16 protein-coding genes are annotated in these 16,297 nt (G+C 28.1%); 12 read left to right on the top strand and 4 right to left on the bottom strand.

Annotation, left to right across the window (positions count from 1 at the left end; genetic code table 11):
- Window positions 1-52: 52 nt before the first annotated feature.
- On the bottom strand, window positions 53-1,435 hold the full coding sequence (ccoG, locus tag ACBT_RS09935; RefSeq protein WP_024774580.1) for a cytochrome c oxidase accessory protein CcoG: 1,383 nt from the start codon (window positions 1,433-1,435) through the stop codon (window positions 53-55).
- Between the two features lie 266 nt (window positions 1,436-1,701).
- Here ccoG and ACBT_RS09940 point away from each other — a divergent pair, with 266 nt between their 5' ends.
- Entirely contained in the window at window positions 1,702-2,718 is a 1,017-nt protein-coding gene (locus ACBT_RS09940; RefSeq protein ID WP_024774579.1) for a thioredoxin family protein, read from the top strand.
- A 119-nt stretch (window positions 2,719-2,837) separates the two neighbouring features.
- Here the strand turns inward: ACBT_RS09940 and ACBT_RS09945 are convergent, their stop codons facing one another.
- From ACBT_RS09945 to plsY, 3 genes are read right to left on the bottom strand one after another with little or no spacing between them, the layout of a single operon-like run.
- A complete protein-coding gene (locus ACBT_RS09945) occupies window positions 2,838-4,031 on the bottom strand; it encodes an aspartate aminotransferase family protein (protein WP_024774578.1) in 1,194 nt (397 codons plus the stop codon).
- A gap of 28 nt (window positions 4,032-4,059) precedes the next feature.
- Complete coding sequence (locus tag ACBT_RS09950; RefSeq protein ID WP_024774577.1) at window positions 4,060-4,371, bottom strand: dihydroneopterin aldolase; 312 nt, start codon at window positions 4,369-4,371, stop codon at window positions 4,060-4,062.
- The gene (gene plsY / locus ACBT_RS09955; protein WP_024774576.1) at window positions 4,368-4,991 is read right to left on the bottom strand and encodes a glycerol-3-phosphate 1-O-acyltransferase PlsY; all 624 of its coding nucleotides are present in this window, start codon (window positions 4,989-4,991) and stop codon (window positions 4,368-4,370) included. The genes ACBT_RS09950 and plsY overlap by 4 nt, the downstream gene beginning before the upstream one ends.
- A gap of 91 nt (window positions 4,992-5,082) precedes the next feature.
- Between plsY and nadA the strand changes: the two genes are divergently transcribed.
- The 11 genes from nadA to ribD all read left to right on the top strand — a co-directional run bounded on the left by nadA (window position 5,083) and on the right by ribD (window position 16,297).
- Entirely contained in the window at window positions 5,083-6,072 is a 990-nt protein-coding gene (nadA, locus tag ACBT_RS09960; RefSeq protein WP_024774575.1) for a quinolinate synthase NadA, read from the top strand.
- Entirely contained in the window at window positions 6,069-6,890 is an 822-nt protein-coding gene (gene nadC, locus ACBT_RS09965; RefSeq protein ID WP_024774574.1) for a carboxylating nicotinate-nucleotide diphosphorylase, read from the top strand. The genes nadA and nadC overlap by 4 nt, the downstream gene beginning before the upstream one ends.
- Before the next feature lie 2 nt (window positions 6,891-6,892).
- Complete coding sequence (locus tag ACBT_RS09970; protein WP_024774573.1) at window positions 6,893-7,879, top strand: DHH family phosphoesterase; 987 nt, start codon at window positions 6,893-6,895, stop codon at window positions 7,877-7,879.
- Window positions 7,863-9,299: a M23 family metallopeptidase gene (locus ACBT_RS09975; RefSeq protein ID WP_024774572.1), complete on the top strand. Its 1,437-nt coding sequence runs from the start codon at window positions 7,863-7,865 to the stop codon at window positions 9,297-9,299. Before ACBT_RS09970 ends, ACBT_RS09975 begins: the two co-directional genes overlap by 17 nt.
- Window positions 9,277-10,188 carry a UDP-3-O-acyl-N-acetylglucosamine deacetylase gene (gene lpxC / locus ACBT_RS09980; RefSeq protein WP_024774571.1) on the top strand — a complete coding sequence of 304 codons (912 nt, stop codon included), beginning with the start codon at window positions 9,277-9,279 and terminating at the stop codon, window positions 10,186-10,188. The genes ACBT_RS09975 and lpxC overlap by 23 nt, the downstream gene beginning before the upstream one ends.
- Complete coding sequence (locus ACBT_RS09985) at window positions 10,185-10,637, top strand: hypothetical protein (RefSeq protein ID WP_024774570.1); 453 nt, start codon at window positions 10,185-10,187, stop codon at window positions 10,635-10,637. Before lpxC ends, ACBT_RS09985 begins: the two co-directional genes overlap by 4 nt.
- 12 nt (window positions 10,638-10,649) lie before the next feature.
- Window positions 10,650-11,531 carry a homoserine kinase gene (thrB, locus tag ACBT_RS09990; protein ID WP_024774569.1) on the top strand — a complete coding sequence of 294 codons (882 nt, stop codon included), beginning with the start codon at window positions 10,650-10,652 and terminating at the stop codon, window positions 11,529-11,531.
- Window positions 11,532-11,834: 303 nt separating this feature from the next.
- Window positions 11,835-14,486 carry a translation initiation factor IF-2 gene (gene infB / locus ACBT_RS10000; RefSeq protein WP_024774567.1) on the top strand — a complete coding sequence of 884 codons (2,652 nt, stop codon included), beginning with the start codon at window positions 11,835-11,837 and terminating at the stop codon, window positions 14,484-14,486.
- A complete protein-coding gene (rbfA, locus tag ACBT_RS10005; protein WP_024774566.1) occupies window positions 14,486-14,845 on the top strand; it encodes a 30S ribosome-binding factor RbfA in 360 nt (119 codons plus the stop codon). Before infB ends, rbfA begins: the two co-directional genes overlap by 1 nt.
- Entirely contained in the window at window positions 14,842-15,270 is a 429-nt protein-coding gene (gene rimP / locus ACBT_RS10010; protein WP_024774565.1) for a ribosome maturation factor RimP, read from the top strand. Before rbfA ends, rimP begins: the two co-directional genes overlap by 4 nt.
- 13 nt (window positions 15,271-15,283) lie before the next feature.
- Window positions 15,284-16,297: a bifunctional diaminohydroxyphosphoribosylaminopyrimidine deaminase/5-amino-6-(5-phosphoribosylamino)uracil reductase RibD gene (gene ribD / locus ACBT_RS10015; protein WP_024774564.1), complete on the top strand. Its 1,014-nt coding sequence runs from the start codon at window positions 15,284-15,286 to the stop codon at window positions 16,295-16,297.

Raw genomic sequence — 16,297 nt, forward strand, 5'->3', positions numbered from 1 at the left:
AAGTTTATAATAAGCAATTTAAAGAAGTAAAGTGCATAAGCACTTTACTATACTATTTTAGTTTATCCGCTCTTGGGAAGAAGAAAGTTGCATTTCTAAATACTTTAACTTTTTCTGGATCCTCTTTTGCATAAGCCTTTAAAGTAACTATTAAAGGTGTATCTTTTGTATTATCATTTATCAAAAGTTTATTTGTTTCAAGAATAACAATTTTTTTTGCCATTTTTCCAGGACTTAATGTAAATGGTTCAAATCTTGTGATTTTAATATCAGGATTATCTACAACTTCAAGTTCATATGTTAAAGTTTTTGACTCTGTGTTTTGGAAAAGTAATAAATAATTATTTGTTACTACATTATCTTCTTTTATTTTATAAAGTTCTGTATCTTTATTTACATTTAAAAGCATATACTCTTTTTCACCACTCATTGCAAATAATAATCCTAAAACTAAAGATAATGCTACAAAATACATTATTGTAGTTTTTCTAAATATTTTTGTTGGTTTATCTTCAACAATTGTATTTGTACTAGACCATTGAACTAAAGAAGGTTTTCCTAATTTTCCCATTACAGTTGTACATGCATCAACACACTCAAGACAGTTTATACATTCAAGTTGTAAACCTTTTCTAATATCAATATGAGTAGGACAAACTGTAACACAAGCTTCACATGCTGTACACTCACTAGAAGAATCAGTGAAATCTTTTATTTTAAAAATTGTCTTTTCTTTTTGTTCATTGTATATATTTCCACCTCTTTTAGTAGAATAAATAGCATGCATTGTATCATTGTCATATAAAACTGATTGTACTCTTGAATATGGACAAATATATACACAAAAATCTTCTTTTAAAATTATTACATCATATATTAAAAATCCTGCAATACATAAAACCATACCAATAAGAAACAGATGTTCTGTTGGATTTTGTAAATATGCAAAAAAATCAGCAGGAGGAATAAAGAACCACATAAAATTAGAAGCTGCTACTAATGATAAAATTGACCATAAAATAACTCCAATAGCTTTTTTAACTCTATTTTCATTTTTACTTAAATCTATCTCTTTTTGTTTATTTTTTATTCTTCTTAAACCTAAAAGTGTTGACTCAATTAAATCTCTATAAATAACCCTAAATATTGTTTGAGGACATGTCCAACCACACCAAGCTCTTCCACCAATAGATGTTGCCGCAAAAATACCTAAAAATAGAAGCATTAATAAAAATGGCATAAGATATAGCTCTTGCATATCAAACGCTGTTCCCATTAAGTGTAACTGTTTCTTATCAAAAGATAGTAAGAAAATTTGATTACCGTTTATTTGAATAAATGGTAAAGATAAAGAAAATATTGTAGCAATAATATATGCAAAATATCTTTTCTTACGATAAGAGGTCTTATTTAGATATTCATTTTTTTCACTCATTTGCAAACCTTTTTATAATTTAGTAAAATTCTATATAAACAAAGCTTATTATTTGCATAAGTATTCATAAGTTTTAATTATAATTAAATTTTAAATTCTTTTTATTTGAGTAAAGATGGTATCATTAAAAAGCTAAATTTATTTCATTTTAGAATTTGTTGCCAAAAGAAAAGTTATGATAAATAAATTTTTTATAAATATTATTTTTAGGTATTAATTAACCTTTAATTCTATAAAATAAATATTAAATTAAATAAGGAAAAATTATGAATTTCATATTCAGAAAATTAATGCTCTTTTTTATAGTAGCATTTTGCACAACAAATATATTTGCAAAAGAAGGTAAAGTAATCGGTGCTTCAAACCATACAATACCAAGTTGGTTCAAAGATAGTTTCTTAGATATAAATGAGGATATTGCAGAGGCCAGTGAAAAAAATAAACATTTTATGATTTTTTTAGATTTTGAAGGTTGTCCTTATTGTTCTAAAATGTTAAAAGAAAGTTTTGAAGATGACAATAATACAAGTAAATTCATAAAAACAAATTTTGATGTAATTGAGCTTAATGTAAAAGGAAGCAAAGAGGTAACTTGGACTGATGGTGAAGTTTTAACAGAAAAAGAATTAACTGAAAAATTAAAAATTCAATATAGCCCTACTGTTCTTATTTTCTCTCCTAATAAAGATATAGTTGCAAGAATTAATGGTTATAGAAATAGCACTGATTTTCAATATATTCTGGACTTTGTTCAAACAAAAAAATATGAAACTATGGATTTAGTTTCTTATTTGAATAAGATTGAGAAAAAAGAAATTTATTCTTTAAAGGAGAATAATATGTTTAAAAACATAACTGATATGTCTAAAATTTCAACTCCACTTGCCATAATCTTTGAAGATGGAAGTTGTACTCAATGCGAACATTTTCATACTAAAATTCTTACAGATAAAGATGTAAAAAGTGAATTTACTAAATTTACAATTGTTAGAATAGATGCAAATAGCAATAATGAAGTTATAACTCCAGATGGTTTAAAAATAACTCCAAAAGAGTGGGTTAAAAAAATAAATCTAGATTATAGACCTGGTATTCTACTTTATGATAATAAAAAATTAATTACAACGATTGATGCATTACTTTTCCCTTTCCATTTTAAAGAAGTTTTAAATTATGTAAGTGGGAAACACTATTTAAAATACCCTAATAGTTATTTGGATTTTTTAAGAGTAAGACAAGATGAACTTTTGAAAAAAGGTGAGATAATCAATGTTGGCGAATAAATTTTTAAATTCGCTTATATTGATACTGAAATGTTACTAAAATCTTATAAAATTAGAATGTCAAAAGACAAAATAATTTTAAATTCAAAAATTTAAGAGAGAAATCTCTTAAATTTTATTTACGCTTTTATCTTAGTTAGAGCTTTTTGAAGTCTAATAAATCCTTCATCAATTTCACTTTTTGAAATAGTAAGAGCAGGAAGAAGTCTCATAGTATTTTTACCAGCTTTTAAAACTAAAACTCCACAATTAAATGCAGTTTTAATTAAAAGAGCTAAAGTATCTGCATCTTTTACTCTTAATCCTCTCATTAATCCTAAACCAACATTAGCTGTAAAAATCTCTTTATTATTTTCATAAACTTCATTTAATTTAGAATTAAAGTAAATAATAGTTTCATCTAAAGCTCCACTATCTTTAACTTCTTCAAGGATATCTAAAACTTCAAGTGCTGCTGTTGTAACTAAATAATTACCACCAAAAGTTGAACCATGATCTCCTGGAGCAAATATATCTTTGTGTTTGGTCATGATAGCTCCTATTGGAACTCCACCACCTAAACCTTTTGCTAAAGTTATAATATCTGGTTCAATATCATATAAATTAGAAGCTAAAAATTCTCCTGTTCTATAAACACCTGTTTGAACCTCATCAATAATTAGTAAAATATCATTTTGTTTTAAAAATTTTGCTAACTCTTGAATTTTTTCTTTATCAAATGGTTGAACTCCACCCTCACCTTGAACAAGTTCTATCATAACAGCAACTGTTTCATTGTCAATTGAATTATATATATCATCTATTGTATGATTATAAGAAAACCCCTCAGGATATGGAGCAAACTTACTTTGATGCATAGAACTTTGACCTGTTGCTTTTACAGTTGTAATAGTTCTTCCATGAAATGAATGTTCAAGAGTTATTACCTTATATCTTTTATTTGCAAATTTTGTTTCACCATAAGTTCTTGCAATTTTTATAGCACCTTCATTTGCTTCTGCACCACTATTTGCAAAAAAAGTTCTAATATCATAACCACTTAATTCAGCTAATCTCTTTGCCAATTTTGCTTGAGGTTCAATAGCATATAAGTTTGAAATATGCGTAATATTTGATACTTGCTCATAAATTTTATCAGCAACTCTTTTATTTCCATGACCTACACTACAAACAGCAATTCCTGATGTAAAATCTATATAATCTTTGTTTTCATCATCGTATAACGTTGCGTTTATACCTTTTTTGAAATTAACATAATTTCTAGCATATGTATGTAACACATAATCTTTATCTAACTTTTCTATCTCTTTCATAATTTTTCCTACTTTATATAAATTATTTTCATAAACTAAGACTTACAACACAATCTTTTAAAATATTTGGCTTCGAAATTTTTAATTGTAAATTTTCTACCTCATATTTATTTTTAATAAGTTCTGATAAAGTCTTGACAGCATCCTCTAAAAGTTTAAATTTTTTATCTTTCATTGTCCTTTTTACAAGTTCTGAAACTTCAGCATAATCAATAAAAGAACCATCTTTAAACTCATAATCAAAGCTAAGATTTACAATAACTCTCTGCCTCTTTTTCCTTTCAAAATCAAGTATTCCTACTATACATTTAAAAGTTAAATTCTCTATATAAATTGTCATATTACTTTTTTCTCTTCACCTTTAATAAGTCTTACAATATTTGGTATATGTTTATATAAAATAATAAAAGCAATTAAATACATTGGTACATTTGAACCAATATTCAATCCATCATTTATAAAAACTGAACTTATAACAACAGCTATAAGTCCCAAAAGACTTGAAAGAGAAGAAATTTTCAATACTTTTGCACAAACTATCCACACAATAGCACCAATTAAAGTTGGAATAGGAATTAATACTATGTAAACTCCAAGTCCAGTGGCTACACCTTTTCCACCTTCAAGACCAAGATAAATAGAGTAACAATGTCCAAGAACACTTAAAACAGCCATTGCCCAAAGAGTTTCATAACTTAAGTTTAAACTAAGTCCAATAAGTAAAACAATAGTTCCTTTTAACGCATCTAAAACTACTGTTGCTACACCTAATTTTTTTGCTAATTTTGGATTTGTTTGCTTCACTACTCTTAATACATTAGTAGCTCCTATACTCTTACTTCCTTGAGTTTTTATATCAACACCTGCAAAAGTTTTTGCCAAAATAAGACCAAAAGGGATAGACCCAACTAAATAGGCTAAAAGATAAAAAATTATATTTTGATTTGTGAAAAAATCCATTAATAACCTTTGTTATTTATTAAAATTAAATGGGATTATAACCAAAAATTTGCTATATTCCCACTTAATAAAAATTTGAGAAGGTTTTATTTTGAATTATAAAGAAGAGATTTTAAAACTAAAAAATGAGTTAGATGTAGTACTTGTAGCTCATTTTTACCAAAGAGATGAAGTATTTGAACTAGCTGATATAACTGGAGATAGTCTTGAATTAGCAAAAAAGGTTATGGAAAGTGATAAAGAGTTTGTAGTATTTTGTGGTGTTGGATTCATGGGAGAGAGTGCAAAAATTTTGAATCCTCAAAAAAGAATTCTAATGCCAAGAATCGCTTGTTGTGCAATGGCTAGAATGATAGATGAAAGTTATTTTTTAGAAAATCTAAAAAAAATGAATGAAGCCGGAATTTCAAACGATGATATTCTACCTATTACATACATTAACTCTAGTGCTAGTGTAAAAGCTAGAGTTGGAGAAATGGGAGGAATGGTTTGTACTTCATCTAATGCCTATAAAATAATAGAAAAGGGTCTAAAATCAGGTAAAAAAATATTTTTTGTTCCTGATCGTTGTTTAGGTCAAAATTTTGCAAAAAGTTTAGGTTTAAAATCTGCTGTTATAGGAGATGGTTCAAATTTAAAAGAGGCTGATATAATTTGTTACAACGGTTTTTGTAGCGTTCATCAACAGTTTAATATAGATGATATAGATTTTTATAGAGAAAAATATCCAGGAATTATAGTAGCTGTCCATCCAGAGTGTGATCCTGCAGTTTGTGATAAAGCAGATTTTGTTGGTTCTACTTCACAACTAATAAAATTTATAAAAGAACTACCAATTGATCAAAAAGTTGTTGTTGGAACTGAATTTAATATGGTTAACCGTTTAAGAGAAAAAAATACTTATATTTTAAGTTCAACAAAACCAGAGTGTCCAACAATGAATGAGACAACTTTAGAACACGTTTATAACACTTTGAAATCAATAAAAGATAACAAAATTAGTGAATTAACAGAAATAAAAGTAGATGAAAAAACAAGATATTGGGCAAAAATAGCATTAGAGAGGATGTTTGAAGTATGATACATATAAAAAGATTTGTAAAGCAAGCCATTACTGAAGATAATGGTAGGGGAGATTTATTTTATGATATAGCCCCTGATGGTAATTTTACAGCGAAAATTATCTCAAAAAGTGACGGTATATTAGCAGGTGTTATGTATGCAGAAGTTCTTGCTAGAACTGAAAAAATAAAAGTTGAATTCTTAAAAAAGGATGGTGATACAATAAAAGCTGGTGATATTCTAGCTAAACTTGAAGGAAGAGCTTCTAAACTACTTTCAACTGAAAGAACTTTTTTAAATATGCTTCAGCATGCAAGTGGTATTGCTACAATGGCAAATAAATTTTCAAGTTTAATAGAAGATTTAAATGTAGTTTTACTTGATACTAGAAAAACTAGACCCCATTTAAGAGATTTTGAAAAATATGCTTCTAGAATTGGTGGAGCAATAAACCATAGACTTGGTCTTGATGATTGTTTAATGCTAAAAGATACTCACTTACGAACTATTGAAAATTTAAAAGAGTTTGTAAAAAGAGCTAGAAAAAGAATCTCTTGGGTTACAAAAATAGAGATAGAATGTGAAACATTTGATCAAGTAAAAGTTGCTATGGATGCTGGTGCTGATATAATAATGTGTGATAATATGACTCCTACTCAAATAAAAGAAGTTGTAGAATTTAGAAATAAAAACTATCCTTATATAATGCTTGAAGCAAGTGGAAATATTAGTCTAAAAACTATTAGAGAATATGCTAGTACTGGGGTAGATGCTGTTAGCAGTGGAAGTATAATCCACCAAGCAACTTGGCTTGATTTTTCTATGAGAGTTGATTAATTTTGAAAAAAGATTTTATTTTAAATAATAAAATAGATATGAGCTTATACTCAAAAGCTTTAGAGTTAATAGAAAAAAGTAGATATATTTTAATAGTAACTCATGTAAATCCTGATCCTGATTCTATTGGATCTGGATTAGCATTATCAAATCTATTTTTTGAAAATAAGATTAAACATAAAGTATTTAATGTAAGCTCTGACTTACCACAAAATCTTGATTTTTTAAATAGATTTGACAAAATAACTAATATCCTTCCTCCTTTTTACGATTTAGTAATTAGTGTTGATTGTGGAACATACAAAAGATTGGGATTTGAAGTACCAAAAGATATCCCACTAATAAATTTTGATCATCATGCTTCAAATGAAAATTTTGGAACTATAAATTTAGTAGATCCATACAAAAGTAGTACAGCTGAAATAGTTTTTGAATTTTTTAAACACAATGGTTTGTACATAACAAAAAATAGTGCTAGTGCTTTATATACAGGTATTTATGATGATACTTTAGCTTTTTCTTTAGGAAGATGCGATGAAGAAACTTTTAAAAAAGTAAATTTTTTAGTTGAGTGTGGTGCAAGTCCATCTTTTATTGCAAATAAGCTATTAAGAAGAGATTCTTTGGCAAAATACAGAATAATTCCAAAAGTTTTAGATAGTCTTGAATTATATAAAGAGGGTGAGATTGCTTCAATTATTGCTCTTCCGGAATGGTTTAAAAGCACTGGTGCTCATAGTAGAGATTGTGAAGATGCCTTAGATATGATTATGAGTATGGGAATTGTAAAGATTGCTTTTTTTACAAGATCAATAAATGACTCATGCAGAATCTCTCTTCGATCTAAAGAAGGAATTAATGTATCAAAAATAGCTTCAGTTTTTGATGGCGGTGGTCATTTTAATGCTGCTGGTTGTACAATAGAAACAAAAGATGTATTAGAAGCAAAAAATTTAGTATTAAAGGAAATTCTTGAAATTTACAAATAAAATTAATATAAATAGATTTAGTCTAAATGAGTTGGCAATTTATGCCTCTTTAATTATAGTTTTAACGATTGCAGGTTTTATATTTTTTTCTCCTACTTTTGAAAGAGAATCACCTGTTGTAAAATTTGAAAATGAAATTGAAGGTAAGGAAATTTATTGGAACTTTAAAACTCCAATCAAAGTATTAATTGCTGAAAAAAATGGAATAAAATCATTTAAAGCTATCTTTAACGATGGAACTACAAATTTTGAACTTGAAAGTAAAATTGAATCAGAGGATTTAGAAAAAGGAATTTATAGTGTTGAACTAAAAGCACCAAAAATTGCAGAACAAACAAAATCAACAGCTGGAACAATAAATATTGAAGTTTATGACAACAGCCAATGGAATTTTTTTGCTGGGAACAAAACTCTAAAAAATATAAATTTAGTTGTTGATAAAAGAAGTCCTACTATAAATGTTGTATCAAATTCATATATGATAAAACAAGGTGGTAGTGGTGTTTTAATTGCTGAAATTAATGATGAGAATTTAAAAGATTATTATGTATCTTTTAATGATCAAGAAATTTTCGAAATGTTCCCTTTTCACAAAAAGAACTTTTTTATATCTATTATTACATGGCCTATAGATATAAATGAATTTAAAGGTGTAAATATTATTGCAAAAGATAGCGCTGGAAATAAATCAAGTATGAGAGTTCCATTTTATATTCAAAATTTTAAACCAAAAATCGACAACTTAAAAATAAGTGATGAATTTGTAAATAGCGTTAGTAAAAATGTTTTAGAATTAAGTAATGAAAATGTACCTAATTCAACAGTTGATGCTTTTGTTAAGGCAAATAAAGAGTTAAGAGAAAAAAATCTTAAAACAATAAGAGATGTTACAAGAAAGAATTTTGCAAACTCAAATGAAATTCCATTTGAATTAAAAACTTTTGTAAGAATGACAAATGCAGCAACATTTGCGATGTTTGGAGAGAGAAGACACTATTTTTATAATGAAGAAAAAATTGATGAAGCTTGGCACTTAGGTATGGATTGGGCTAGTACAAAACAAGCAAATATTTATACAACAAATCCAGGTAAAGTTATATACAAAGACTATTTGGGAATTTATGGGAATAGTATAATTATTGACCATGGTTATGGAGTAGCATCCCTTTATGCTCATACTAGCTCACAAAATGTTGAAGTTGGTGATTTTGTAAATGCTGGAACTCATATAGGAAATACTGGGTCAACAGGAGCTGTATTTGGAGACCATTTACACTTTGGTATTTTAATTCAAGGTATAGAAGCAAATCCAAACGAATGGCTAGATTACAATTGGATAAAATTAAATCTTACAAACACAATGAACAGTGCAATAAAAATTATAGACGGAAACAATAATGAAACAAAGAACACTAAATAAAAGTATAGAAATTGTAGGTATTGGCCTACATAAAGGTGTCCCCGTAAAAATGAGACTAGAACCACTTCCAGAAAATAGTGGTATTATTATTTATAGAAGTGATGCTAGTGTTACAATTCCTCTTAAAAAAGAGTATGTAGTAGATACAAAAATGGCTACAGTTTTAGGTAAAGATGGAGTTATTGTTTCAACAATAGAGCATCTTCTATCTTCAATTTATGCATACGGAATTGATAACTTAAGAATCGTTCTAGACAATGATGAAGTACCAATTTTAGATGGAAGTGCATCTGGTTATTGTATGCTAATAGAAGAAGCTGGAATAAAAGAACAAGAAGAAAGTAAAAAAGTAATTAAAATCAAAAAAGAGGTAACTGTTACAACAGAAGATGGTAAAAAAGTTTCACTAAAACCTTCTAACAGAATTATTTATGATTTTGAAATTAAATTCAATCATCCAGCAATAGGTGTTCAAAAATATCATTTTGATTACTCAATTGAAGATTATAAAGAAAGCATTGCAAAAGCTAGAACATTTGGATTTTTACATGAAGTACAATATTTAAGAAGTATTGGTTTAGCACTTGGTGGTTCTATGGAAAATGCAATAGTTTTAGATGAAACTAAAATTCTAAATCCTGAAGGACTTAGATATGATGATGAATTTGTTAGACACAAAATTCTTGATGCAATTGGAGATATGGCTCTTTTAGAATACACAATGATTGGTGAATATGATGCAATCGCAGGTAGTCATCACCTAAATCACCTTCTAACAAAAAAGCTTTATGAAGATAAAGAAAATTATGAAATAATTGATCTTGAAGAGGCTAAATATGAAGCTGAAATGTTTGAGCTTGCATTTGCAAAACAGTTGAGTGAAAATTGATAGAAGTTTTAGTAATTACAATTTCTAATCCTTTGTTAATTGGTATTTATAAGGATAAAAAATTATTAAAAGAGATAAAATTAGATGGTCTCACATCTGATAAATTACCTATGCTTTTTAAAGATTTACTAGAAGAATTTGAAATAAAAACAATTGCTTACGTAAATACACCTGGTTCATTTATGTCTATAAAAATTGCTTACATTTTTTTAAAAACAATTTGTCAAATAAAAAAAATAAATTTTTTAGCAATAGATGGTTTTACTTTTAACCAAAATTCTCCTATAAAAGCTCTAGGTAAAAAGTACTTTATAAACAATAATGGTGTTGTTAAAGTAGATTTTTTGCCAAATCTTAGTAAAATCCAAGATTTTGAATTGCCAAAGAGTATAGAAAATATAAAATTTTCACAAGCAACTCTTCCAATATATAATTTACCAGCGGTATAAAAAGGAGAATATTTGAGAATAAGCGTTCCAGCTACAAGTGCTAACTTAGGTCCTGGTTTTGATTGTTTAGGTTTAGCAGTATCACTTAAAAATCAAGTAGTAATTAGACCATCAAAGTTTCATAGCGTATCATTAAAAGGGGAAGGGGCTAATAATCCTGCATTAAAAGATAACAATATGTTCATCTCTATTTTTAATGATTTTTATCACAATTTATCAAACAAAAAAAGATTTTTTAGGTTTGAATTTTTTAATGAAATCCCACTTTCAAGAGGATTAGGTAGCTCTTCAGCTGTAATAGTATCAGCAATTGCAAGTGCATATGCTATTGAAGGAATAGAACTTGAAAGAGACAAATTACTAAATTTAGCTCTAGCCTATGAAAGTCATCCAGATAATATAACACCAGCAGTTATGGGTGGATTTAATGTTGCAACAGTTCAAGATAATGAAGTAAAATACATAAATAAACATATGCCTAGAAGTTTAAAAGCTGTAATAGTTGTTCCAAATAGACCAATTTCAACACAACTTTCAAGAAAAACTTTGCCTTTTAAATATTCAAAAGAGGATACAGTTTTCAATATTTCTCATTCATCTCTTTTAACAGCTGCATTTATGAGTGAAAATTGGGAAATGCTAAAACATGCTTCTCAAGATATGGTTCACCAAAAGTATAGAATGAAACATATGCCAGAACTTTTTGATGTACAAAAGACTGCTTTAAAAAATGGTGCTTTAATGAGTACATTATCAGGTTCGGGTTCTACTTTATTTTCTATAGCTTACAATCAAGAAGCAAATAAATTGGAACTAGCTTTAAAAGCTAAATTTCCTCATTTTAGAGTATTTACTCTAGATTTTGATAATCAAGGTGTAAAAATTGAGATTTGATAATATCTTTGTGATTAAGAAAAATTTAGGTATAATGCTTGCCTAGTTTAAAAATAATCCTAAGAACCTGTATTTTTTGTAGAGGAAAATATGAACAAAAAGTACTACTTAGATTAAAATGTTTCGAAAAAGAATTATCTCTTTATGATAATTTTGGAAGAAGCTTTTATGTTTGTAACTCATGTCTTTCCACATTAAACGAGAATACAAATGAAAAAACTTATAAAAAATATGAAAAAGCGCTCTGTAAAGAGTGTAAAAATAACGATAAGTACGTTATACAACTTAAGGAGATTCTAACAGATGTCAGATACAGTAAGAGTTTATGAAATTGCAGAAGAAGCAGGTGCTAGTAGCCAAGATGTAATAGCAAAGGCTAAAGATTTAGGAATAGATTTAAAATCAGCACAAACGGCAGTTTCATACGCAGATGCAGAAGAAATTACAAACTATATTCTTACAGGAAAAAGTAAAAGAATAAAGGAAACTGCTGCAACTAAACCAAAAAAAGTGGTAAAACCTCAAGAAGAAGTTAAAGAAGAGCTTGTAATACCAGTTGTAGAAAAAGAAGAAGTTCAAAATATCGAACAAAAAAAACCTGAACTTAAAAAAGTTGCAATTTCAAAACCTATACAAAAAACTCCTGTTTCAAATGTAGAAGAGATTAAACCTGAAATAAAAGATGATGATAGCAATAAAATTGTTCCTAAAAGAAAAGGTTTAGTTATTATTAAAAAGAAAACTCCAAGGGAAGAAAATATTCCTGTAAGTAATTTTGATAATAATCAAGAAAAAAAACCAACAAAATCTTTAAGTGATATTTTTGGTCCTGATGATTCACAAAAACAACAAGTGAAACATAAGCCAGCAAGTGAAATTTTTGCTCCAAAAGTAAAAAAAGAGAAAAAGAAAACTCCAATTAGAGCTCAAGAACATGGTAAAAAAATTGAAGTTATTAAAAGAGATGATGAATTTAGAAGTAGTGATGATTCTCTTTTAGGTGAAGAAATTGTTCTTCTTGATATGGATTTACAAGATAATTTTAAAATATTTGATGAACCAAAACCTATAAATACTGCAAATCATTCAAGAAGTTCAAAACCAGCAGCATTTGGAAATGTACCAACAGGTCTTCAAAGAGGAAAAAGAAAAAAAAGAGTTGTTAGAACTCAAGAGAAAGCTGAAATTACATCTGTTGTAATTCCTGAAGATATTAGAGTTTATGAATTTGCTGAGGCTTGTGGGAAATCACCTGCTGAAGTTATCAAAGTTCTATTTAGCTTAGGAATGATGGTTACAAAAAATGACTTCTTAAAACAAGATGAATTAGAAATCTTAGGTGAAGAATTTGGAATCGAAGTAACTGTAAAAGATGCACTAGAAGATGTAAATTATGTTGAATCTTATGAAGGAGAAGAAGTTGATACAGGTTCGTTCGTAACTAGACCTCCTGTTGTTACAATTATGGGGCATGTTGACCATGGTAAAACTTCTCTTCTTGATAAAATCAGAAGTTCAAAAGTTGCTTCAGGTGAAGCTGGAGGAATCACTCAACATATTAATTCATATACTGTTGTTAAAAATGGTCAAAAAATTACTTTTGTTGATACTCCAGGGCACGAAGCATTCTCTGCTATGAGAACTAGGGGAGCAAATGTAACAGATATTATAATTATTGTTGTTGCAGCTGATGATGGAGTTAAAGCACAAACAGAAGAAGTAATTTCACATGCAAAAGCAAGTGGTTGTCCAATTATTGTTGCTATGAATAAAATGGATAAAGAATCAGCAAATCCAGATATGGTAAAAGCTCAAATGGCTGAAAGAAATTTAACTCCTATTGATTGGGGTGGAGATATTGAATTTATTGGTGTTTCTGCAAGAACAGGTGAAGGAGTTGAAGATTTACTTGAAAATATTTTAATTCAAGCTGAACTTCTAGACTTAAAAGCTGATCCAACTGCAAAAGCAAAAGCAACTGTTATAGAAGCTAGCTTAGAAAAAGGTAGAGGACCAGTTGCAAATGTTATTGTTCAAAATGGTACATTGAGAGTTGGAGATAATATTGTTTGTGATACAACGTTCGGAAGAGTAAAAGCTATTACAAATGATATGGGAGAAATTGTAAAAGAATTAGGTCTTAGTGAGACAGGAACTGTTTTAGGTTTAAATGATGTTCCAACTACTGGATCAAGTCTTATTTCAATGGATACAGAAAAAGAAGTTAGAGATATTGCTAATACAAGAGCTGAACATGCAAGAGCAAAAGAGTTATCAAAATCTACAAAAGTTTCTTTAGAAGAGATGAGTGGATTAATTGCTGAAGGAAAAATGAAACAACTACCTGTAATCATAAAAGCAGATGTTGGTGGTTCTTTAGAAGCAATCAAAGGTTCTTTAGAAAAAATTGCAAATGATGAAGTAAAAGTTAAAGTAGTTCATGCAGCAGTTGGTGGAATTACTGAATCAGATATTGTTTTAGCAAGTGCAAGTAGCGGTTGTATTATCTTAGGATTTAATGTAAGACCTACAGGAGCAGTTAAAGCAAAAGCAAAAGCTGATGGTGTTGAAATCAATACTTATTCTATAATTTATGACTTATTAGACGATGTTAAAAATGCTCTTTCTGGAATGATGAGTGCTGTAATTAGAGAAGAGAATACTGGACAAGCTGAAGTTAGAGATACATTCGTAATTCCAAAAGTTGGAACAGTTGCTGGATGTATAGTAACTGATGGAAAAGTTATCAGAGGTGGTCATGCTAGAATTATTAGAGATGGTGTTGTAACATACACAGGTAAAATATCATCACTAAAAAGATTCAAAGATGATGCTAAAGAAGTTGCGAATGGATATGAGTGTGGAATTATGTTTGATAAATTCAATGATATAAAAGTTGGAGATTTTATTGAAACATTTATTCAAATTGAAGAAAAAGTTTCTATAGACAAATAATGAAAAGTATAAATCTACAAAGAACAGAATCTTTATTGATGGAGCTAATACCTATGGCTCTATCATCTTTAGCTGATACTAGAATAAACTCTCTACCAATTACCGGTGTAAACTGTAAAAATGGGAAATATGATGCTATTGTTTATTTTGATGGTAGCGATTATGATAAAGAAGAAGTAAAAAGTATTATTTCAGCCCTAAATAAGGCAAATGGAAGAATAAAAACTGATGTATTAGCAAGTACAGGTTGGTATAAGTGTCCAAATTTCAAATTTGAACTTGATACATCTTTGGAAAAATCAAAACATATTGAAGATCTATTTGCAAAAATCAAAAAGACAAAAAGTAGTGAAGAATGAATTTAGAAGAACAAATTAAATTAATAGTTGAAAATAATGGATTAAAACTTTATGATATAGTTACAACAAAAGAGCATGATAGAAATATATTTCGAGTTATTGTAACATCTAAAGATGGTGTAAACTTAGATAAGTGTGCAGATATTTCAAGACTTATTTCTCCTTTATTAGATATTGAAGCACCTATGAACGGTATTTATAATCTTGAAGTTAGCTCACCAGGAATTGAAAGAAAGTTAAAAAAGAAAGAACACTTTATTGCTAGTGTCGGTGAACTTGTTAAAATCAAAAATTATGAAACAGAAATTTTCAAAGGTGAATTATTAAACGCAGATAATGAGAAAGTTGTAGTTAAAACGGAATTTGGTGAAGAAGAAATTTCATATGACAATATCTTAAGTGCTGCAACTTATTTTGAGTGGTAAGAAGTAAGTTTATATGAAAATTAATGATAATTTCTATATGAAATTAGCCATTGATGAGGCTTGGAAATATCAACTCCTAACTTACCCTAACCCTGCTGTTGGTTGTGTTATAGTAAAAAATGGTAAAATCTTAGCAATAGAAGCTCATACAGAAGCAGGTTTACCTCATGCGGAAATCAATGCTTTAAAAACAGCTTTTTTAACACAAGATTCAAATTCTGTACTAAAAATTAAAAATTCTAGCCACGAGATTCATGACTTTTTAGTTAAAAATCATAATAATTTTTTTAATGACTGTGAAGTATATACAACACTAGAACCTTGTAATCATGAGGGGAAAACTCCATCTTGCGCAAAACTTTTAGCTCTATTAAAACCTAAAAGAGTAATTATTGGTTCTCTTGATATAAACAAAATTGCAAGCGGAGGAATAAACACTTTAAAAGAAAGTGGTATACTAGTTACCCTAGATATTCTTCAAAAAGATTGTGATAACTTACTCTTGCCCTTCAAATCTTGGCAAAATAAAACTTGTATATTCTTTAAAATGGCACAAACATTAAATGGCATGATTGATGGTAAAATAAGTAGCCAAAGAGCTAAGTTATATGTGCATACACTAAGAGATAAAATAGACCTACTCTTAGTTGGTGGAAATACTGTAAGAATAGATAAACCTATCCTTGATACAAGATATGTAAAAGGAAAAGAACCTAATATTTTTATATATAGTAAAAGTAAAGTATTCCCTCAAACTATTCCTTTATTTTCAATACCTAATAGAAAAGTAATTATAAGTGATGATTTATTTAAAATATTAGATTATAAATTTGTAATGGTTGAAGGCGTATATAATCTTTTAGATACACTAAAAGACAAAATAGATTTTATTATTTTAATAGTATCTCCAAAAATAAGAGGAGGTATTAATACTTCTAAATCTTTAGATATAGATTTTGAAATATTACATGAAAACTATTTAGGTGATGAAAAAATCATCTTTTTAAAAAGAAAAATAGCTAAATAA

The sequence above is a fragment of the Aliarcobacter cibarius genome (assembly GCF_013372265.1).
Classification (GTDB): Bacteria; Campylobacterota; Campylobacteria; order Campylobacterales; family Arcobacteraceae; genus Aliarcobacter; species Aliarcobacter cibarius.

Coding starts and splice junctions, on each gene's coding strand:
- ccoG (WP_024774580.1), bottom strand. CDS start 1,435: ATGAGTGAAAAAAATGAATATCTAAATAAGACCTCTTATCGTAAGAAA.
- ACBT_RS09940 (WP_024774579.1), top strand. CDS start 1,702: ATGAATTTCATATTCAGAAAATTAATGCTCTTTTTTATAGTAGCATTT.
- ACBT_RS09945 (WP_024774578.1), bottom strand. CDS start 4,031: ATGAAAGAGATAGAAAAGTTAGATAAAGATTATGTGTTACATACATAT.
- ACBT_RS09950 (WP_024774577.1), bottom strand. CDS start 4,371: ATGACAATTTATATAGAGAATTTAACTTTTAAATGTATAGTAGGAATA.
- plsY (WP_024774576.1), bottom strand. CDS start 4,991: ATGGATTTTTTCACAAATCAAAATATAATTTTTTATCTTTTAGCCTAT.
- nadC (WP_024774574.1), top strand. CDS start 6,069: ATGATACATATAAAAAGATTTGTAAAGCAAGCCATTACTGAAGATAAT.
- lpxC (WP_024774571.1), top strand. CDS start 9,277: ATGAAACAAAGAACACTAAATAAAAGTATAGAAATTGTAGGTATTGGC.
- infB (WP_024774567.1), top strand. CDS start 11,835: ATGTCAGATACAGTAAGAGTTTATGAAATTGCAGAAGAAGCAGGTGCT.
- rbfA (WP_024774566.1), top strand. CDS start 14,486: ATGAAAAGTATAAATCTACAAAGAACAGAATCTTTATTGATGGAGCTA.
- rimP (WP_024774565.1), top strand. CDS start 14,842: ATGAATTTAGAAGAACAAATTAAATTAATAGTTGAAAATAATGGATTA.
- ribD (WP_024774564.1), top strand. CDS start 15,284: ATGAAAATTAATGATAATTTCTATATGAAATTAGCCATTGATGAGGCT.